Origin of the sequence: Eubacterium multiforme (assembly GCF_030813415.1) — a bacterium.
GTDB classification, from domain to species: domain Bacteria; phylum Bacillota; class Clostridia; order Clostridiales; family Clostridiaceae; genus Clostridium; species Clostridium multiforme.
The window spans coordinates 16,588-37,981 of record NZ_JAUSUF010000011.1 but is presented as its reverse complement, the minus strand read 5'-3'; the positions used below and the strand labels follow the sequence as shown (position 1 = coordinate 37,981).

Genomic DNA, 21,394 nt, shown 5'->3' with positions numbered 1-21,394 from the left:
CCTCCTATTCAACCACTGCAAGAATATCATCTTGCTTTAATATTATATATTCTTCTCCATCTAATTTTACTTCTGTTCCTGCATATTTTGAGTAAAGAACTTTATCTCCAACCTTTACTTCCATCTCTACTCTCTTACCATCTGCAATAGCTCCAGGGCCAACTGCAACAATCTCAGCCTCTTGAGGCTTTTCTTTAGCAGATCCTGTTAAAACTATTCCGCTTTTTGTTTTTTCTTCTGCTTCTAATCTCTTGATGACAACTCTGTCTCCTAATGGTTTAATAGTCATTTAAAGACCCCTCCTTCAAAATTCAATCAATATTTAGCTATTATTTGTTAGCACTCTCAACTAATGAGTGCTAATTATAATATAATAATATCTTTTCTATCCAATAAATTCAAATACTTCTTAAAATATTTTTTCTTAAAATAACCTAATTATATTAAATTATGGCAACATATTTCTATATTACTCTAATTTTCTTTAATTTATACCTACTTTCTTATTTCTTTCTAAATATTAATTGCTTCATTATAAATTCTATATAATTTACAGGTATTTTATTCTTTTGATTTAGAATAAATATCTTGATATAATATTCTTGTAAATTTCTTAAAAGGAGTAATTTATAATATGACACATAAATATACTTGCAAGCTATGCAAAAGAAGAGTTCCTGAAATAACTGAACATCATCTTATACCTAAAGAAAAAGGTGGTAAATATTATCCAACTACTATGCTATGTAGAATGTGCCACAGCCAAATTCATGCCTTATATTCAAATAGAGAACTTGCTGCAAGATTATTTTCAATTGAAAGACTTAAAAATGATAAAAGTATAAAAAGATACTTAAATTTTATAAAAACTATGCCTGGTGATACTGTAATTCCTATAAAAAAATCCAAAAAGAGACGCTAATAAAGGACTATACTTTATTAATATAGTCCTTTTATTTATTAATCTATCTTTATATTATTTTCCCTTGCATAATAGAAAAGATACTGCTGTGCAAATCCAGCTAAATCTTTAAACTGATCTCTAGCAAATATTCTGATTTTATTAAGAGAACCTTCCTCTGCATTATAAAAATGCATCATTGCCCTTTTAACCCAAACATCTACAGGAAATGCTGAATATTTACTCATTGAGAAAAGCATTATACAATCAGAAACTTTAGCTCCAACCCCTTTAAACTCTTGTAGTGCATTATGACATTCATCATCAGTTAATGAAGCTATTCTGTTAAGGTTATAAACCCCTTCTCCATTTTCTAAATCCTCATTTACTCTAGCTACAGTATCAACTATATACTTACTTCTAAATGAAGCTCCTGTTTCCCTTATTTCATCCTCTGTTACATTCTTTAGCATTTCAGGTGTTGGAAAAGTATAAAATTTTTCTCCTTTATAATCTATTTCCCTACCCCATCTTTCACTAATCTTTTTGATTGTCTTCTTTATTGAAGGAATACTATTTCTTGCAGAAATAATAAAGCTTATTAAAAGTTCAAAAGGTTCTTGATTTAAAAGTCTTATTCCATATCCATAATCAACAGATTTTTTTAATATTTCATCCTTTGAAAGTTCCTCTTTAATCTTTCCATAATCTCTTTCTAAATCAAAGTAAGATATCCAAATATTTTTAAAATCCTCTTCATTAGAATTTAGTATAGTAACTCTATCTCCCTCTTGAAGGACTTCTATTACTCTTCCATAGGCAATTATTATGTAGTCTTCATCATTTATTTTTTCCCATCTAAAACATTGTCCACACTCTAATATTTGTTTTATGTTAAAATTTTTAACTTCATTTAATATAACTTTATTTTCTTCATATGTTGCATTTTTAAAATCCATTACTTAACTCACCCTTTTTCTAATATTTTGTATAAATCATATATCCACTTATTTATCCACAATTATTTAATTATTTTATTTTTTTATGTGAATTCTGTGTATAAAAATCATTCTTTACTAATTACTATCCTTTAATTATCTTTATTAATTATAACATAAATAAAATATTTGTAGAATAATAAAAAGAAAGCATCTATAAATATAGATACTTCCCTTTTCTTCATTTATTATTAATTTAAAATATAATTTCTATTTAATATTATATGTTTCGTTTCCTGCTATCCATTTATTAATATTTTTTTCTATCTCTACATTTTGATTAGCTATTACTTTAATATATTCAGGTTTCCACTGATCTGTAATTTTAGTAAACTTTTTCTTTCTAAGCCACATACTTTCAATGTCATTATAATTAATATTTTTCTCTTTCAATCTTAAAGTATATGTATCTTCACTATTTTTAGCAAAATCATCTCCTGGATTATCTAACTGCCATTCTTGAACTTTTCCACTCTTTGTTTTCATTCCAAAATAAATATAATCGTCTGTACCTGCATCTTTTTCATTTTTTGTTTTTATAATAACTACTAATTCATTTAAATTTTTATTTAATGGTTCTTTATTAAAAGATACATCATGAAGGAATCTATATATGTATCCAGCTGTTCCTATTTGACTATTAGCTAAAGTTTTTGTAGCTGCATAATCCCAATCCTTCCAGCTACAGCTCATATTAGCATGACTGTAATATAAAGATTTAGCTGTTTTTGCAAAGCCTGTAAGATAATTTTTAGACCATTCATTAAAATCTTTATTTTTTATTATATTTTGATAGAAACTTTCATTAGTTTTAAAACCTGTTGTACTTATTTTATATTTCTCTTTTCTTTCTTCTGCAAATGTTTCAAACTTTACGTGACCTAAACTATCAACTGCAGTTACATTTGATGGATGATATGGAGTATCTATATCACCAAAATAATGCATAGCCTCTCCTAAATAAAATGCTGCCTTTTTATAATTTCCTCTTTGCCATTCATATCTAGCTAATGCAGAACACTTTCTAAGCTGTGATTCTCCTGTGTCAGGTATTGCATAAGCTAAATACCACTTATTATCCTTTGTAAAGTTATTCCCTGTATCAGGGTCCCAGAAATGGTCTTGATATAAGTCATATTCGTTTGGATCATAATCTGGATATGTAGAACCTACCTTGAAATCATGGATATTATTTTTTAATATCTCTAAATTTTTCTTTATCTCTTGAGGTTCATCCTTTGATAAATCATTTTCTAGTATTTTAATACCTTGTGTTACTATCATAGCATGTGTTCCAGTTCCATCAACCTTTCCATCCCATGCATAAGCTTCAGTAGTACCTAATCCCCATATAAAGCTTACTGATAAAAATAATGTTATCCCCTTAAAAATCTTCCTATTCAATTTTACACCATCCTTTATATTGATTATTTATATGTTAAAAAAAGCAGTTACTTTTATATTATTGTATAATTTAATTACCATTTCAATACAAATTTAAATAAATTTATTTAATGTTATTTAAGTTTATTAAATAATATTAAAATAATAAAAAAGCACTAATTTAATAGTGCTTTTTTAATAATTTAACAGTGTAGTTTTTTTGAGTGTATAAGTATATTTTATAATTAATTATATTAATTACTTGCTATAATCAAAGAATCCTCTTCCAGTCTTTCTTCCAAGCCATCCAGCTCTTACATATTTTCTTAATATATTTGATGCTCTGTACTTGCTATCTCCTGTTTCAGTGTATAAAACATCCATAATAGCTAAGCAAACATCTAATCCTATTAAATCTCCTAATGCTAAAGGTCCCATTGGGTGGTTAGCACCATATTTCATAGCTGTATCTATATCTTCTGGAGAAGCTATTCCTTCTTGAAGTATAAAACTTGCTTCATTTATCATTGGAATTAATATTCTGTTTACTACAAATCCTGGAGCTTCTGCAACTTCTACAGGTTCCTTTCCAATTTCTACTGATAATGCTTTAACAGCATCAAAAGTTTCTTGGCTTGTAGCTATTCCTCTAATGATTTCAACTAATTTCATTACTGGAGCTGGGTTAAAGAAATGCATTCCGATAACCTTATCTGCTCTCTTTGTTGCTGATGCAACTTCAGTAATTGATAATGATGATGTATTTGAAGCTAAGATTGTTTCTGGCTTACAAATTTCATCTAATTCAACGAATATTTCTTTCTTGATTTTCATATTTTCTACAGCAGCTTCTATTACTAAATCACAATCAGCAGCTAAAGCCATATCAGTTGTTCCTGAAAGTCTTCCTAATATTTCTTCTTTAGCTTCTTCTGTCATCTTTCCTTTAGTAACTAATCTTGAAAGACTCTTATTAATTCCTGCTAATCCTCTTTCAACAAACTCATCTTTAATATCTCTAACAATTACTTCGTATCCCTTTTGTGCAAATGTTTGAGCTATTCCAGCTCCCATAGTTCCTGCGCCTAAAACAAATATCTTTTTCATAATTAACACCCTCCTAAATTTTAAGTTGAAAGTTTTATTTACCTTCTTTTACTTCTCTAAATTGTGCTATTAGTTCTGGTAATACTTTGTTTATGTCACCAACTATTGCATAGTCAGCCATCTTCATTATTGGAGCACTATCATCTTTGTTTACAGCAATAATCATATCTGAATCTTGCATACCAGCTACGTGTTGGATTGCTCCTGAAATACCACATGCTATATATATGTTAGGTCTTACTGTCTTTCCTGTTTGACCAACTTGATAATCTCTTTCTATCCATCCCTTATCAACTGCTGCTCTTGAACCTGCAACTGATCCTTCTAAAACTTCTGCTAATTCATAAAGTTTTTGGAAATTTTCTTTACTTCCCATTCCTCTACCACCAGAGATAATGAAGTTTGCTTCACTTATATCTTCAATTTCTCTAGTTTCTTTTACTATTTCAACTACTTTTGTTCTTATGTCTTCACTTGAAAGTTTAACTTCAACTTCTTCTACCTTGAAGTTGTCATTTTTTTCTTCAACCTTTGAGAAAACTCCAGGTCTTACTGTTGCCATTTGTGGTCTATGATCTGGACAAGCTATTGTTGCCATTAAGTTTCCACCAAATGCTGGTCTTGTAGCTAGAAGGTCTCCATTTTCTGCTACAACATCTAATTGAGTACAGTCAGCTGTTAATCCTGTTGATAATCTAGCTGCAACTCTTGGTCCTAAGTCTCTTCCTATGAAAGTAGCTCCTATAAATAATATTCCTGGCTTTCTTTCTGTTGCTAAATCACATATAACTTTTGTATATCCATCAGTTGTATAATGCTCTAATTCTTTGTTATCTGCAACTATAACTTCATCAGCACCATTTTCTCCTAATGTATTTGCTAAACCTTTTATGTTATTACCTAATAATAACGCTGTAAGTTTAACTCCTAATTTATCTGCAATTTTTCTACCTTCGCCTAATAATTCTAATGATACCTTTTGTAATTCGCCTTCTCTTTGTTCAGCAAATACCCATACGCCATTGTAATCTGCTATATTCATTTTAAAATTACCTCCCAATTTTAGATGTAGTGTTTTTCTTTTAATTTTCCGATAACATATTTAGCTGCGTCCTTTGGACCTTCTTTGATAAGTTCTCCAGCCCCTTTAACTTCCTTAGTCATTGACTTCTTAACCTTTGTAGGTGAACCTTTAAGTCCTAATTCTGCTTTATCTACATCTATATCATCTGCTGACCATATAGTTACTTCTTTATCAACTGTATCAAATATTAATCCAACATTCATATATCTTGGATGATTTAATTCTTCTATTGCTGTTAAAAGACATGGTGCCTTAACTTTTATTAATTCATATCCATCTTCTAATGCTCTATTTACTAATAGTCCATCTTCTTCTATCTTAACATCTTGAACATAAGTTACTTGAGGAATTCCTAAATGTTCTGCTATTTCTGGTCCAACTTGTGCTGTATCTCCATCAATTGCTTGTCTTCCTGCAAATATTATGTCATATTCTAATTTATTGATTGCTCCTGCTAATGCCTTTGAAGTTGCAAGTGTATCTGCTCCTGCAAATGCTCTATCAGTTATAAGTACTGCTTCATCAGCTCCCATACATAAAGCTTCTCTTAAAGCATCCTTGGCTTGAGGAGGTCCCATACTAATTACAGTAACCTTTGCTCCTGATTTATCTTTTATTTGAAGGGCAGCTTCTAATGCATGCTTATCCTCTGGATTTATTATTGATGGAACTCCATCTCTTATAAGTGTTCCTGTTTTTGGATCTATCTTTACTGCTGTTGTATCTGGAACTTGTTTTAAACAAACTAATATATTCATTTTTTAAAAGCCTCCCCTATCTTAACTTGCTTCCTGCGATAACCATTTTTTGAACTTCTGAAGTTCCTTCATAAATTTCTGTTATCTTAGCATCTCTCATCATTCTTTCAACTGGATATTCTTTAGTGTATCCATATCCACCAAATATTTGTACTGCCTTAGTTGTAACTTCCATTGCTACTTCTGCTGCAAATAATTTAGCTCTTGCTGCATCAACTGAATATGGAAGTCCAGCTTGTTTTAAACATGCTGCTTTGTATACTAAGTGTCTTGCTGCTTCAACTTTTGTATCCATTTCAGCAATCATCCATTGTAATCCTTGGAATGCTGAAAGAGGTCTACCAAATTGTTTTCTTTCTTTCATATAATTAACAGCTTCTTCTAATGCTCCACCTGCAATTCCTAATGCTTGAGTAGCTATACCAATTCTACCACCATCTAAAGTTTTCATTGCAATTCCAAATCCTCTACCCTCTTGTCCAATTAGGTTTTCCTTTGGAACTATACAATTTTCCATAATTAACTCAGTAGTTGATGATGCTCTAATACCCATCTTCTCTTCAAGTTTACCAATTGAGAATCCTTCAAAATCTTTTTCAACTATGAAAGCTGATATTCCTTTTGTTCCCTTTGATTTATCTGTCATAGCAAATATTATGAAAGTATCAGCAACTCCACCATTTGTTATGAATATTTTTGAACCATTTAATACATAATGATCTCCATCTAAAACTGCAGTTGTTTGTTGTCCAGATGCATCTGTACCAGCTCCTGGTTCAGTTAAACCGAAGGCTCCAATTTTTTCTCCCTTTGCAAGAGGAATTAAATATTTTTCCTTTTGTGCTGGTTTACCAAATTCATTTATTAATGAAGCACAAAGTGATGTATGTGCTGAAAGTATAACTCCTGTTGTTGCACAAACCTTTGATAATTCTTCAACAGCTAATATATATGAAAGTACATCTCCATTAGCCCCACCAAATTCCTTCTTAAAAGGTATTCCCATCATACCAAGCTTAGCCATTTTTTGTACATTTTCCATTGGGAATCTTTCTGTTTCGTCAATTTCAGCTGCAATTGGTTTTACTTCGTTTATAGCGAATTCTCTAACCATTTGTCTTACTAATTCTTGTTCTCTAGTTAATTGGAAATTCATTTAAATTACCCTCCTAATTAATACACCCTTATTATCAGTGAATTTATAATTATTTTTTAAATTATTTATTTTGGAAGTTTTTAGCTCTTCTCTCCATAAAAGCAGTCATTCCTTCTACTTGGTCTTCTGTGCTAAAGCATTTACCAAAGTCTTCTGCTTCTATCATTATTGCTTCATCTATATCAACTTGCATTCCTCTTCCTATTGCATCTTTGCATAACTTAACTGCAATTGGAGCATTAGCCATTATTTTATTTGCCATAGCCTTTGCTTCTTCCATTAAGTTTTCTAGAGGAACTACTTTGTTTACTAATCCTATTCTTAAAGCTTCATCAGCTCTAATAATATCACATGTATAAATAAGTTCTTTTGCTTTTCCTAGTCCAACTATTCTTGCTAGTCTTTGAGTTCCACCAAATCCTGGAGTTATTCCAAGTCCAGCTTCTGGTTGACCAAATTTAGCTTTTTCTGAAGCTATTCTAATGTCACATGCCATTGAAAGCTCACAGCCACCACCTAATGCAAATCCTGAAATCGCTGCAATAACTGGTTTATCTAATTTTTCTAGTCTTCTAAATACTTTATTTCCTAAAATTCCAAACTCTTTTCCTTGTTCTTCATTTAAATCCTTCATTTCTGAAATATCTGCACCTGCAACAAAAGATTTCTCTCCAGCTCCAGTTAAAATAACACAAGTTATATTATTATCTTCTTCTAAGTTTGTTATTACTGTGTCAATATCTTTTAAAGTTTCTGAATTTAAAGCATTTAATGCCTTTGGTCTATTAATTGTTACAATAGCTAAATTTCCTTCTTTTTCAAGAAGCACATTTTTTAATTCCATTAATAAAGCCCTCCTTCGGCAACTACCTATTTATAATATTTTAATTAAGTTAACATTCATTTTTGAGAATACATTCATCTTTAAGTTTTTGAAATAAAATTCAATTTTCTATCTTTGTTAATATTATAACAAATGATAGCAAAAAATAATTGAAGTCTCTCAACTTCAATTATAATTATAATACTTTGTTAAATTTTTTGCAATATAAATCTATTACATTGATTATTTTTTTTATTTTTAACCATTTATTATTGGTTGTTTTCTTTATCATGAAGTAAATATACTAAAGTAAGTAAACTCTCACTAAGGTGTACATTCTCTACTGTTACGTTATCTGGAACCACAAGATCTACTGGTGCAAAATTCCAAATTCCTTTAACTCCACCTTCGACTAAAGTATCACAAACTTTTTGTGCATTTATTCTTGGCACACAAATTACACCAATATCTATTTTATTATTTTTTACGAATGATTTTAAATTATCAATGTCTTGAATTTCAACATCTCTTATTTTCATTCCTAAAAGTTTTGGATTAGCATCAAATATAGCTTTTAAATTAAAGCCCATTGATCCAAATCTAGTGTAATTTGCAATTGCTTGCCCTATATTACCTGCACCAATTATTATAGAATTATGCTCGTTTTCTAAACCGAGTATATTACTTATTTGTGCTGCAAGTTCTCTTACATTATAACCGTATCCTTGTTGCCCAAAATCACCAAAGCAGTTTAAGTCTTGACGTATTTGTGAAGCTGTAAAGCCTATTTTTTCTCCTAATTCTTTAGAAGAGATTCTATCAACATCATTTCTTAATAGCTCATTTAAATATCTGTGGTATTTAGGCAATCTTTTGATAACAGCCATAGAAATATTTTTCTTTTTTTCCATACTGTATTCTCCTTAATAAGTGTTTTTTTATAATATTATCATATATTCTTAATAAATTCATACTTAAAAGCTTTAAAATTAAAACATCTTTTCTCATCACTATTATATTATCATAAAATATATATGATAATCTATTCTTTATATAAAAAAATAAAGTTTATATATAAGATTATTACCTATATATAAACTTTATTTAAGATATAAAGTTTAAACCAAACTTTATAACAGGATTTCTCCTGTATGCTACCTTTTTTGTTCTGCCTGAAATATTTACCGTAGTACATTATACTTACCTTTAAAATCTTTGTCAATGGAATTACTTGTATACTATAAACTACTTAGTATATAATATTTTTTAAACTTATTAATGAAAGGACTGAACAAATGGAAGTAATAAAATTTATACAAAGTTTTTCAAATCCATTTTTAGATTATTTTTTTAGTATTATAACCCATGTAGGTGGACCAACTATTGGAGTAATCTTTTCTGTAATACTATTTTGGTGTATTAACAAAAGATTAGGTTATAAATTTTTATATGCAATTATATTTTCATTCTCATTAAATAATGTATTAAAAGGATTGTTTAATTCACCAAGACCAATTGGACAAAGTGGAATAACAAGTAATGAAGTAAAAACTGCAACAGGTAGTTCCTTTCCTTCTGGTCACTCTCAAGGAAATGCAACCTCCTTTGCTTTTATAATGAACGAATTTAGAAATAAATATGTATGGATTATTGGAATATTTATGCTTATTATGGTTCCTGTATCTAGGCTTTATTTAGGTGTTCATTGGCCAAAGGATGTTGTAGCTGGAACAATTATTGGAATAATCTCTGTTTTTATTTCAAATAAAATATTTGATAAATCCTTTGATAAATCATCATCACTAATTATTTATTCCTTAATAATATTTTTAGTTCTTGGATTATTTTTACCAAGTAATGATTTAAACAAAGCACTTGGAGCCTTTATTGGATTTGTTATATCCTTAAAATTAGAGAAGAAATACATAAAATTTAACCCAAATGGAAAAACATTAACTCAAATAATAAAATGTACAATTGGAACAGCTGGAGCTTTAATAATTTATCTATTATTTTCAAAATATTTAAAGGGAACTTCTTTTACTATTTTAAAATACTTCTCATTAACTATGTGGATTACATCAATAGCTCCATTTATATTTGTAAAACTTAACCTTTGTAAGAAATACTAATTTTTACTTCTAAGGTTAATTTATTAAAAACTTTATATTGTTAATAAATTATTTTATATCCCAGAAATTTATTAAAGCTTAGTATAGATTTCCCTATACTAAGCTTTAACTTTTTTAATTCAATGATATTAATTTATAATTTAAATATTATAATAAACTATCTTTTATATCTAAGGGCTCTCATTGAATTTAAAACTGCTATTAAAGTAACTCCAACATCTGCAAATACTGCTTCCCACATATTTGCATCTCCTAATGTTGCAAGAATTAAAACTAATAACTTTATTCCTAATGAAAATATTATATTTTGCCATAATATTTTATTAGTTCTTCTTGATATCTTTATGGCATCTACTAAAGCATTAATTTCATCCTTCATTAAAACAACATCAGCTGCCTCTATAGCTGCATCTGATCCTATTCCACCCATTGCAACTCCAACATCTGCTCTTGCAAGTACTGGAGCATCATTTATTCCATCACCAACAAAGGCAAGTTTTCCACTTTTCTTTTCTTCTAGAAGTTCTTCAACCTTTTCTACCTTATTATTTGGTAAAAGTTCTGAATATATATTATCTATACCTATTTCTTTTCCAACTGACTCTGCTACCTTTTTACTATCTCCAGTTAGCATAACAATATTTTTAACTCCAATATCTTTTAATTCCTTAATAGCTTCCTTTGAATCTTCTTTTATTTCATCTGATATTATTATGCTTCCTTTATATTCATTATCTACTGCTACATATACTATTGTTCCTATCTCATCTTCACTTGGAACAGTAATATTGTTTGCATCCATTAACTTTTTATTTCCTGCTAATATAACTTTATTATATGCTTTAGCTACAACACCTTTTCCTGATATTTCTTTTTGGCTATCAATAACTAAATCATCTACATTATTAGATTTTTTATATTCTTGCATTATTGACTTTGCTATAGGATGGTTTGAATAACTCTCACATATTGCAGCATATTTTAAAAGATCACTTTTTGAAATACCTACATTATTTATTTTAGAAACTTTAAATACTCCTTTAGTTAGAGTACCTGTTTTATCAAATACAACTGTGTCAACATCTTTTAATGTTTCTAAATAATTACCACCTTTAATTAATATACCTCTTTTAGAAGCTCCACCAATACCTGCAAATAATCCTAATGGTACTGAAACTACTAATGCACATGGACAAGAAACTACTAAAAATATTAATGCTCTATATATCCATTCACTCCAAACTCCATTTTCAATTACTAAAGGAGGAATTATAGCTAATGCTAATGCTGAAAATACAACTATAGGGGTATAATATTTTGCAAATTTAGTTATAAACTTTTCTGTTAAAGCTTTTTTACTACTTGAATTTTGTACAAGTTCTAATATTCTTGCAACTGTGGAATCTTCAAATTCCTTTGTTACTCTAACCTTTATTGTGTTTGTACTATTTATACATCCAGCTAATAGTTCATCACCTTCATTTTTACTTACTGGTATTGATTCTCCTGTAAGGGCTGATGAATCTACTGAAGTATTTCCACTTATTATTATTCCATCTAAAGGAACTCTCTCTCCCGGTTTTATTATAATTATGTCATCTACCTTAACTTCCTCTGGTGAAACTTTAATTATTTTATTATCTTTATCTAAATTAGCATACTCTGCTTTAATATCCATAAGTTCTGATATTGAATTTCTTGATCTATTTACTGCATAGCTTTGGAACATTTCCCCTATTTCATAAAATAGCATAACTGCTACCCCTTCTGGATATTGTTTAATTGCAATTGCTCCAATTGTAGCTATACTCATTAAAAAGTTTTCATCAAATACTTTTCCCTTTAATATATTTCTAACTGAACTTAAAAGAACATCAAATCCTGCAAATAAATAGGCGGCTATTAATATAACTGGATTTTCATTAAATATCATACCTATTATAAATAAAACTATTCCTATTATTAATCTTAAGTTATCTTTTAAAAAGTTTGGTTTTTCTTCTTTTATTATTTTATTACCTTTATTATGATCATGACCATGATGATCTTCCTGATGGCTTGTACAACATCCATCATTACAATGTCCTAAATGTGAATCTTCAACCTTTCTATAATTATTAGAAGATCTTAATACATATTTTTCTACAGTAACATCTGGCTCTAAATCTTTAACTACTTTAGTAACTTTATCAATAATATATTTTTCATCAACGTTACCATCATATTTAATTATAAGTAGTTTAAAAGAAAAATTTAAGGTTGCTTCCTTTACTTCTTGGAACTCACTAACACTTTTTTCAATTTTAGCTGCACAATTTGCACAATCTAATCCATTTAACGAAAGTTTTATTTTCTTATTTTCCATGAAAAGTACCTCCTTTTATTCATTTACGTGATTTAGTCCTTCATTAAATATTCTCATAATGTGTTCATCATCTAAAGAATAATAAACTGACTTTCCTTCTCTTCTAAATTTAACTAATCTTGCTGCTTTTAAAGTTCTTAGCTGATGTGATACTGCTGATTGAGTCATATTTAAAAGTGATGCTATATCACATACACACATTTCGCTTTCATATAAAGCACATATTATTTTTATTCTTGTGGTATCACCAAAAACTTTAAATAATTCTGCTAAATCATATAAAGTTTCTTCCTTTGGTAATCTCTCCTTTGCATAATCAATTCTATCTTGATGTATTATATTCCCACTGCATTTATCTATTGAATCTTTTTCCATAAAAACTCCTCCAAACATATGAATGATTGCTCATATGTTCATTATATCCTTATGTATTTAAAAGGTCAATATTTTACAACAAAAAAGAGTATAAAATATTTTTATTTTATACTCTTAATAAATTACTTTTTATATTCTTTTTTATAGAATTAACTACATTGCAATTCTTTTTTCATCTTCTTCATTAATATTAATTGAAGATATTTTTTCTTCATTAAGTTTTCTCTCATTCTCAACTACAGACTCAATAATCATATTAAATACATTACTACAAACATAATATGCAAAATTTAAATCATTTATATAACTTTCCTCTGTTGCATATAATTTTAATGTCTCGTCTATAAAATATCTCACATTGTTTATTTTTACCCTATTATTTTTAATTACATCAATATTATAATTTTTGGCAACCTTTGAAAGTTCTCTCTCATACATAATATGAGGTTTCATTGCACTTTTAAACTCCCATCTTTGAAAATGAGGTAGACAATAATAGTCTGTTAAGAAGTGGCATACAACCCCTAAGGCTCCACTAAACTTTCCTATGCTGCTTTCATTATTTATTTCAGTTATTGATAGTGAAGATAATTTTTCTATCATACCAACTATCATATCTATACTTTCATCGTAATAATGTTTTTTAAATTTATATCTTGAGGCACAATCAGGTTTTATGTTCCCCCAAATAAATCTTTTTCTATTTATTAAATGTAATCTATCATCTCTAAAATTATTTAGTATATAATCTGCAATCATCATGTGAGTGTTCATCATCATTTAAACATCACTTCCTTATTAATTTTAAACCTTGAATTCATCTTACTACAAAACTGCTGTAAAATACATACCAGTTTTATTGGACAACTTGTAAAATATTTCAGAACTTTTTTCAAAAACATATTTATTAGCATCTTTTTTAACATATTATTATCTAATATTTTTCATACATATTATTTTATCACTTATTTTAACTTTTATTACAAAAAATTAAAATAAGATATCTAAATTTTTTTAGATATCTTATTTATATACTTTTTAATATATTAATTTTTGTATTAATTAAATTCCTTCATTATAATATTCAATGGCATTTGTAGTTCTTAACTTTCTATCTACTGCTTCATTAAACATGTCTTTAATAACCTCTGTATATACTAAATCCATTAAAAATATTTGTTGTATTTTAGATGATAATGAACCTGTTTCTAAAATTGTTTCTGAAGATACATAGGTTAACTCAGCATCAGCTAAATTTCTTAAAGGATTATTAGTATCTTCTGTTAATGATATAACTTTAACTTTATTTTCTTTTGCAAGTTCTACTGTTTTTAATATTTCTTTTGTTGTTCCTGAGTGAGATATTGCAACAACTACATCTCCTCTATTCATTATAGATGACATAATAACCATAGTGTGGCTATCTGTTATAGATACAGTATTTAAACCTATTCTCATAAATTTATAATTACTATCAATAGCTACAACTCCTGAATATCCTATTCCTATAAAATAAACTTTTTTAGCTGTAAGTATTAATTCTCTACATTGATTTATTATGTTTTTATCTATTTTGCATACGGTTCCATCTAAGACATCAATTGTAGCTTTTAATAATTTATTAGCAGTTTCCATTACCCCTTCATCTTTGTGCACATGAGAGCTTATAACACTTGTTTTTTTCTCAATAGATAATTCCTTTGCCAAGGTAACCTTAAAATCTTGAAACCCATTAAATCCAGCTTTTTTTGTAAATCTTGTTATAGTTGCCTCTCCTATATTAGATTCTCTTGCAATTTCTGAAATTGACTTATATATAACCTCATCTAAATTTGCTTCTATATATTTAATTAAAGCTTTATCTGATTTTGTAGCTTTAAAATCAGGTTCCTTAAGTTGTTCTAATATTCCCATGATACACCTCTTCTAAATTTCTTATATTTTCATTTATCTTTGTAATTAGTATAGCATTATTAATGTATAATTACATTAACTCCCTATTTTTAAAATTATACACAGCACCCATCATTCCAGCTGTATTTTTAAGTTCTGCAAAAGCTATATTAGTATTATTATAAACTGATTCTATTAAATATTTCTTTAATGATTTATCAATTAAAGGTCTTAGAATATCTTCTCTAGCCATAATTCCTCCACCTAATACAACAACTTCAGGATTAAATAAATAAACTATATTTGTTATTCCAAGGGCTAAAGTATCTGCTAATTTTTCAATTTCATCTATACATATAGAATCTCCCTCTTCATAACCTTTAAATATTTCTTTACCATTTATATCATTTTCATCTATACCTTTTCTATTTGCTACACTTCTTACTAAAGCAGTAGTTGATGCAATGTTTTGTATTTGCTCTCCATTAACTAGCATATAACCAATCTCCCCTGCTGAATTACTAAAGCCAGGTATTATTTTACCATCAGCTATTATAGCTCCTCCTATTCCTGTTCCAATTGTCATACATGCCATTGATTCTTTTCCTTTTCCAGCTCCAAGCCATAATTCACCTAAGGCAGCACAGTTGACATCATTTTCTACTTCACATTTTATATTAAATTCTTTTTCTAAAATCTTTTTTATTTCAACTCCTGTATAATTTGGGATAGTAGGTCCTGCATATACTATTTTTCCTTCCTTTGGACAAACCATACCAGCTGTAGATACACATATTCCTTCTATTTTATATTCCTTATTCATTTCTCTAATTATTTCTTTAACCTTATCTATTATGCTCATTCCACCCTTATGAGCCTCAGTTGATCTTTCAGAAGACTTAATTATATTCCCCTCTTCCTCTATAACTCCATATTTAATATTAGTTCCACCAATATCTATACCTGCAAATAATCTCATATTAAATCACCTCTATATATTATTGTATAATTTAATTAATTCTCTTATATACATTTTATTACCTTCTAAGTTAATTATATCTTTTAACTTAGGAATTTCACCATTACTATAATAATTATATATATTATTAGCTAGATTTTCTCCTAATTCATTTAAAGCCTTTTGTGAATAATGAACTTCATCAATTAAAAGTCCTCTTTCTCTAAAAGTTAATGCAAGATTAGATCCAACAAATAAGTTTTCACATTCTTCTGCTGTAATAATTTGAGTGGCTACAATATTATGCATTCTCTTATCACAAACACCATCCCAATAAGCAGTAAGACTTAAAAATACATCTTCAATTCCTATATTTCTCAAATCATTTACTAATAATTTGAGTCTTTCTCTATAATAAAGAGGATCCGTTCCATACTTTCCATCACTTTCTCCTTGAATCCATATTGCACACTGTTTATTTATTGAATATATTCTACTTATAGTTTCTATACCCCTTTTATATTTATCTAAAGTGTTTAGTAAATAATTATATCTATCATGTCCCCAATTTTTTATCATAGATCCATCTACTGCACTATGTATAAAACAAATAGCTCTTCCTGTTAGTTCATTCCATTTTAAAGAAAAACTTGGAGCTACAGTTCCATTACCTCTTGATACATCTAAAAATTTTCTCATTGGAATTATTTCATCAAGTTCAACATATTCAAAACATTTTCCATTAGGGATAGGTGCAAAATTTACATCTCCCATTCCTAAAGCATTACTTTGACCTATTAATAAAAATACATCAATTTCAGGTTTATTCATAAAAAACTCTCCTTTAATAAATTTAGACAATAATACCCTACAACATAATTATTATGTTATAGGGTATTTTAATTAACAATAAGATTTTTTTATAATATTACTTTGTAAATAGCCTTTTTAACATCATCTGAATTTTCATCTGCCTTTAAACAAGTCATATGAATATCAGCTGGATAACATATTAGAAAATCTCCCTTTTCAAGAACTACTGAAGAATTTTCATCTCCTTCAAATGAAAGGAAATCATCCTTTTCAACATATTCTTTAAATTTTAAATTTTCTTTAAAGTTAAGATTTATTCTTTCTTTTCCATCAAATACTACATGAACATCTATATATTTTTTATGACCTTCCCAGAAACGATCTTTCTTGTCCTTTGTAGTATAATTAACTCTATTTAAGAAAAGCTTATCTCCATCAATTTCATGACTTCCTGCTTCATATTCTATTACATTATTTTCTAAAGCATGTTTTAAAGCCTTCTTTACTAATTCAGGTAAATAATCATAGCTTTCTAAATCATTTAAATTTCCAAATATCATTTCATTACCTCCCATAAAGTCGCTTTATTTAAGATTAATATTATGATAAAGCAGCTTCTCTCTTTTCATTATCATCTTTATCTTTTTCTTTATTGTAATAAATAGTAGCTTCATTTTGTGTCTTTTCATCAACAACTTGTGATTGAGTCATTAATGAAACTATCATTCCAACTACTACTGAAACTCCAATTGATATTATTGAGTATGACCATATGCTTACATCAAATCCACCATATTTACATACTATTACAGCTATTGCTGATGCTATAAATCCTGCATATGCTCCAGTTCTTGTTGCTTTCTTAAAGAATATTCCAAGTATGAATATTCCAGCTAAAACTCCAAGTACAAGTCCCATAAATCCATTGAACCACTCATAAGCTGATTTAACTCCACCGTTAGCTAATATAACTGCCATTCCAATTGATGCAATACCAACACCTAAAGAAATATATTGAGCAAATCTTGTTTGTTTTGCCATTGACATATCTTTTGATATGTATTTTTGAATATCTAAAGTCCAGCTTGTTGCAACTGAGTTTAATCCAGTTGAAAGTGTTGATTGAGCTGCTGCATAAATAGCTGCTAAAACTATTCCAGTTATACCAACAGGTAATTGATAAGCTATGTATGAAGCAAATATTTGGTCTTGTTGTGCTGTTTGTAATAATGCTGGGTTTTGTTTGTAGAATACAAATAGTGCTGTTCCAATTAAGTAGAATATAGTAGCAACAAATAATGATAATACTAAGTTTCCATATGTCATTTTCTTTAATTGTTTTATGTCAGTAGTTGTTGTAAATCTTTGAACTATATCTTGGCTTGATATATATGATGAAAAAGTATTTAAACCACCACCTACAATTAATAAGAATACACTTGATTTAAATATATTTGCATCAAATACTGGTTCTGTTGATGCTAAGAATTTTCCACCTTCAGTTAATTGACTCATTATTGAACCAAATCCACCGTTAATTGTTGAAACTAAGAATATTAATGAAAATATAATACCTGCTATAAGTACACAACCTTGAATAAAGTCTGTCCATAGTACTGACTTTAATCCTCCTGTGTATGAGTAAATTATTGCTATAACTCCCATTGCAATAATAAGTAAATAAACATTTATGCCTGTAAGATTTGCAAGTACCATTGATGGTAAATACATGATTATTGCCATACGTCCAATTTGGTAAACTATAAACATTATAGCTCCAAGAATTCTAAGACCTTTATCTTTATATCTGATTTCTAAGTATTCATAAGCAGTATCGATATCTAATCTACTGTAAACTGGTAAGAAATATCTTATAGTAAGAGGTACTGCTATAAACATACCTAATTGTGCAAACCAAAGAATCCAAGTACCTTTATATGAATTTCCCGCTAATGATAAGAAAGAAATTGGACTTAAAAGTGTTGCAAAAATTGAAACTGAAGTAACCCACCAAGGAATTGTTCCATCACCTCTGAAGAACTCCTTACCCTTCATTTCTTTCTTAGAGAATTTTAATCCAGCGAATAATACAAGTGCTAAATAAACAACTAAAACAACTAAATCAAATTTCGTAAATCCTTGCATATTTACTCTCCCCTTTTATATTTTTTTGTTCTATTAGATTAATGGAAAATTCCATTAATCTAATAGAGTTTATTTTTTTAATTAATTATTAAAAGTATTTTTTGTTAATTTCTTTTGCCTTTGCAACCATTTCTTCTGTTGCTTCTTTCATTGGTTGTCTGCAATATCCTGCATCAACACCTTGTTCTTCAAGAATTAACTTAATTGTTTGATAAAGACCATTATTTAAAATATCAGTTATTAAGTCATTAGTTACATGTTGAACTTCTAAAGCAGTCTTTATATCTCCCTTTTGTGCTGCTTCAAATATTTCTCTTGCACGAACTCCATTTACATTAAATGTTGAACCTATTGCACCATCAACTCCAAGTACTGTTGCTGGTAACATCATTTCATCAAATCCTGCAAATATTAATTTATCAGGGAAACGCTTTCTCATACGTTCTAACATATAGAAATCTGCTGCTGTAAATTTAACTCCGATAATTTTTTCATTTTCAAAAAGCTCTGCAAATTGATCTAATGACATGTTTACTCCAGTTAAGAATGGAATTGAATATATAATAAGTTTGTTATCTACTGAATTTATTATTGTTTCATAGTAATTTTTGATTTCGCTAAAATCGAATTTATAATAAAATGGTGTTACTGCTGATATTGCATCATATCCTAAATCAGTTGTGAACTTTGCAAGTTCTACAGCTTCCTTTAAATTAACTGATCCAACTTGAGCTATTAACTTAACTTGTCCTTTTACTTCGTCCATAGCAATTTCAAAAATTCTTTTCTTTTCCTCTGTTGAAAGCATAAAGTTTTCTCCAGTACTTCCTCCAACATAAAGACCATCTATTTTACATACATCAATGTTATGTCTAATGATTTCTCTTAATCCTTTTTCGTTTATATTTCCTTCCTTATCAAATGAAACTAATAAAGCTGAATAAATACCTTTCATAATGTTAACCTCCCAAAATTTTTATAATTATTTATTTTAAAATCTTTGTAAATCTTCTAGTTATCTGTTGTGGTCTTGTTATAGCTCCTCCAACTACTGCTGAATAAGCTCCAAGTTCAAAGGCTTTTTTCAAATCCTCTGGTGTATTTATTTTTCCTTCACAGATTACTGGAATATTTACTGTTTTTACTAACTTCTCTAGTAGATCAAAGTCTACCCCTTCACCTTGTGTAGAATATGGTGTATATCCAGAAAGTGTTGTTGACATACAATCAAAACCTAGCTTCTCAGCTTGTACACCTTCTTCAAAAGTTGATATATCTGCCATAGCTAATCTATTGCCCTTATGAATACAATGGATTAAATCTTTTATATCTTCACCGTTAGGTCTTCTTCTATTTGTTGCATCTAATGCTATCATTTCGCATTCTGTTCCAAGAAGTTCTTCTATTTCTTTAATAGTTGGTGTTATATAAATTTCTGAATCTTCATAATTTCTTTTTATTATTCCTATTACAGGTAATCCTGTAACTTTTTTTATTTCATTAATATCACTAACGCCTTGGGCTCTTATTCCAATAGCTCCACCTTCTTTAGCAGCTTTAGCCATTCTGCCCATAATAAAGGAACTATGTAACGGCTCATCTTCTAATGCTTGGCAAGATACTATTAGTTTTCCCTTTATCTTTTCTAACATTTTTACCACCCTTTTGAAAATTATTTTCTTTTTATGAGCTAATTGTAATCCTTTTCTAACTAAATTTCAATAGTTTTTTAAAATTTATTTTAATATTTTTTATTTTTTAGAAAATTATTTTCATTTTAATGTTTTTAAAATAAAATAACCCTCGTAAGTAAAATATTTAATTTACTTACGAGGGTTATTTTTGAATTAACAGTTATTTATTTTGTCATTATCTATTTAAAAATTTCTTCATAGCTTCTATTATTTCCAATTGAATCTTTAAGCTTTCAATAGGATTCTTTTCAATATTTAAAGGATGATCTGCATCTTTTATGCTAATTAATTGTACACCCTTTATATCTTTTATCTTTTCAACATTTTCCTTTGATAAAAGTGGATCTTTAGTTCCTGTTATTACTAATGAATCTTCTAATATTCCAAGTCCTGCTGTTTTATCTATTGGGCTTATATAAATATTAGTTACATTATAATCTTTTACACTCTTATTTAATTCTGTTTGTACTGCAGTTCCTATACTCTTACCTATTATAACTATATTTTCATAGTTTCCATCTTCTAGTACACTCTTTAATTGTTCTAATGATTCTTTTACTATAATGTCAAATTCTTCTGGTACATTAAATGGCTTTCTTGTAACTTGGAAACCATACTCAATCCTTACTAAGTCATAGCCTAAGTTTAATGCTAATTCTCCTGAATATTCTAATGTTACTCTATCTAAAGTATATCCAATTCCAGGTAATACTACAGCTAAAGTTTTGCTTCCTTGTTTTGTTACATATGGTTTTAGTTCAACGCCCCAATATGAATTTATAGTTTTACTCATAATATCATCTTCCTTT

At 28.4% G+C, this 21,394-nt stretch carries 22 protein-coding genes; 2 read left to right on the top strand and 20 right to left on the bottom strand.

The window, feature by feature from the left end; genetic code table 11:
- Nucleotides 1–4: 4 nt before the first annotated feature.
- A complete protein-coding gene (gene groES, locus J2S18_RS12715; RefSeq protein ID WP_307487359.1) occupies nucleotides 5–289 on the bottom strand; it encodes a co-chaperone GroES in 285 nt (94 codons plus the stop codon).
- Nucleotides 290–634: 345 nt separating this feature from the next.
- Here groES and J2S18_RS12710 point away from each other — a divergent pair, with 345 nt between their 5' ends.
- Nucleotides 635–922 carry an HNH endonuclease gene (locus J2S18_RS12710; RefSeq protein ID WP_307487358.1) on the top strand — a complete coding sequence of 96 codons (288 nt, stop codon included), beginning with the start codon at nucleotides 635–637 and terminating at the stop codon, nucleotides 920–922.
- A 38-nt stretch (nucleotides 923–960) separates the two neighbouring features.
- On the opposite strand, the gene J2S18_RS12705 is transcribed toward J2S18_RS12710, so the two are convergent.
- The 8 genes from J2S18_RS12705 to J2S18_RS12670 all read right to left on the bottom strand — a co-directional run bounded on the left by J2S18_RS12705 (nucleotide 961) and on the right by J2S18_RS12670 (nucleotide 9,121).
- A complete protein-coding gene (locus tag J2S18_RS12705; protein ID WP_307487357.1) occupies nucleotides 961–1,860 on the bottom strand; it encodes a DNA-3-methyladenine glycosylase family protein in 900 nt (299 codons plus the stop codon).
- 249 nt (nucleotides 1,861–2,109) lie between these two features.
- Nucleotides 2,110–3,303 (bottom strand): phospholipase C, encoded by a 1,194-nt coding sequence (locus tag J2S18_RS12700; RefSeq protein WP_370873852.1) that lies wholly within the window; start codon nucleotides 3,301–3,303, stop codon nucleotides 2,110–2,112.
- Between the two features lie 237 nt (nucleotides 3,304–3,540).
- Nucleotides 3,541–4,389 carry a 3-hydroxybutyryl-CoA dehydrogenase gene (locus tag J2S18_RS12695; protein WP_307487356.1) on the bottom strand — a complete coding sequence of 283 codons (849 nt, stop codon included), beginning with the start codon at nucleotides 4,387–4,389 and terminating at the stop codon, nucleotides 3,541–3,543.
- 34 nt (nucleotides 4,390–4,423) lie between these two features.
- Nucleotides 4,424–5,431, bottom strand: a complete 1,008-nt coding sequence (locus tag J2S18_RS12690) for an electron transfer flavoprotein subunit alpha/FixB family protein (protein WP_307487355.1) — start codon at nucleotides 5,429–5,431, stop codon at nucleotides 4,424–4,426.
- Between the two features lie 20 nt (nucleotides 5,432–5,451).
- On the bottom strand, nucleotides 5,452–6,231 hold the full coding sequence (locus J2S18_RS12685; RefSeq protein WP_307487354.1) for an electron transfer flavoprotein subunit beta/FixA family protein: 780 nt from the start codon (nucleotides 6,229–6,231) through the stop codon (nucleotides 5,452–5,454).
- 16 nt (nucleotides 6,232–6,247) lie between these two features.
- A complete protein-coding gene (locus J2S18_RS12680) occupies nucleotides 6,248–7,387 on the bottom strand; it encodes an acyl-CoA dehydrogenase (RefSeq protein ID WP_307487353.1) in 1,140 nt (379 codons plus the stop codon).
- 61 nt (nucleotides 7,388–7,448) lie between these two features.
- Entirely contained in the window at nucleotides 7,449–8,231 is a 783-nt protein-coding gene (locus tag J2S18_RS12675; RefSeq protein ID WP_307487352.1) for a short-chain-enoyl-CoA hydratase, read from the bottom strand.
- Between the two features lie 248 nt (nucleotides 8,232–8,479).
- Entirely contained in the window at nucleotides 8,480–9,121 is a 642-nt protein-coding gene (locus J2S18_RS12670) for a redox-sensing transcriptional repressor Rex (protein WP_307487351.1), read from the bottom strand.
- A 384-nt stretch (nucleotides 9,122–9,505) separates the two neighbouring features.
- On the opposite strand from J2S18_RS12670, the gene J2S18_RS12665 reads away from it, so the two are divergent.
- Nucleotides 9,506–10,342: a phosphatase PAP2 family protein gene (locus J2S18_RS12665; protein WP_307487350.1), complete on the top strand. Its 837-nt coding sequence runs from the start codon at nucleotides 9,506–9,508 to the stop codon at nucleotides 10,340–10,342.
- Between the two features lie 157 nt (nucleotides 10,343–10,499).
- On the opposite strand, the gene J2S18_RS12660 is transcribed toward J2S18_RS12665, so the two are convergent.
- From J2S18_RS12660 to J2S18_RS12610, 11 genes are all read right to left on the bottom strand, one after another.
- Entirely contained in the window at nucleotides 10,500–12,707 is a 2,208-nt protein-coding gene (locus J2S18_RS12660; RefSeq protein WP_307487349.1) for a heavy metal translocating P-type ATPase, read from the bottom strand.
- 15 nt (nucleotides 12,708–12,722) lie between these two features.
- Nucleotides 12,723–13,082, bottom strand: a complete 360-nt coding sequence (locus J2S18_RS12655; protein WP_307487348.1) for an ArsR/SmtB family transcription factor — start codon at nucleotides 13,080–13,082, stop codon at nucleotides 12,723–12,725.
- Between the two features lie 153 nt (nucleotides 13,083–13,235).
- Nucleotides 13,236–13,862, bottom strand: a complete 627-nt coding sequence (locus tag J2S18_RS12650; RefSeq protein ID WP_307487347.1) for a zinc dependent phospholipase C family protein — start codon at nucleotides 13,860–13,862, stop codon at nucleotides 13,236–13,238.
- A gap of 282 nt (nucleotides 13,863–14,144) precedes the next feature.
- A complete protein-coding gene (locus J2S18_RS12645; RefSeq protein ID WP_307487346.1) occupies nucleotides 14,145–14,996 on the bottom strand; it encodes a MurR/RpiR family transcriptional regulator in 852 nt (283 codons plus the stop codon).
- A gap of 70 nt (nucleotides 14,997–15,066) precedes the next feature.
- A complete protein-coding gene (locus tag J2S18_RS12640) occupies nucleotides 15,067–15,954 on the bottom strand; it encodes an ROK family protein (protein WP_307487345.1) in 888 nt (295 codons plus the stop codon).
- 12 nt (nucleotides 15,955–15,966) lie between these two features.
- A complete protein-coding gene (locus J2S18_RS12635; protein ID WP_307487344.1) occupies nucleotides 15,967–16,764 on the bottom strand; it encodes a sialate O-acetylesterase in 798 nt (265 codons plus the stop codon).
- Nucleotides 16,765–16,853: 89 nt separating this feature from the next.
- On the bottom strand, nucleotides 16,854–17,306 hold the full coding sequence (locus J2S18_RS12630) for a NanQ anomerase/TabA/YiaL family protein (protein WP_307487343.1): 453 nt from the start codon (nucleotides 17,304–17,306) through the stop codon (nucleotides 16,854–16,856).
- A 40-nt stretch (nucleotides 17,307–17,346) separates the two neighbouring features.
- A complete protein-coding gene (locus J2S18_RS12625) occupies nucleotides 17,347–18,891 on the bottom strand; it encodes a sodium:solute symporter family protein (protein WP_307487342.1) in 1,545 nt (514 codons plus the stop codon).
- Nucleotides 18,892–18,979: 88 nt separating this feature from the next.
- Nucleotides 18,980–19,846 carry an N-acetylneuraminate lyase gene (locus tag J2S18_RS12620; protein ID WP_307487341.1) on the bottom strand — a complete coding sequence of 289 codons (867 nt, stop codon included), beginning with the start codon at nucleotides 19,844–19,846 and terminating at the stop codon, nucleotides 18,980–18,982.
- Nucleotides 19,847–19,877: 31 nt separating this feature from the next.
- Nucleotides 19,878–20,543, bottom strand: a complete 666-nt coding sequence (locus J2S18_RS12615) for an N-acetylmannosamine-6-phosphate 2-epimerase (RefSeq protein ID WP_307487340.1) — start codon at nucleotides 20,541–20,543, stop codon at nucleotides 19,878–19,880.
- A gap of 217 nt (nucleotides 20,544–20,760) precedes the next feature.
- Nucleotides 20,761–21,378 (bottom strand): alpha/beta fold hydrolase, encoded by a 618-nt coding sequence (locus tag J2S18_RS12610; protein WP_307487339.1) that lies wholly within the window; start codon nucleotides 21,376–21,378, stop codon nucleotides 20,761–20,763.
- Nucleotides 21,379–21,394: the final 16 nt, after the last annotated feature.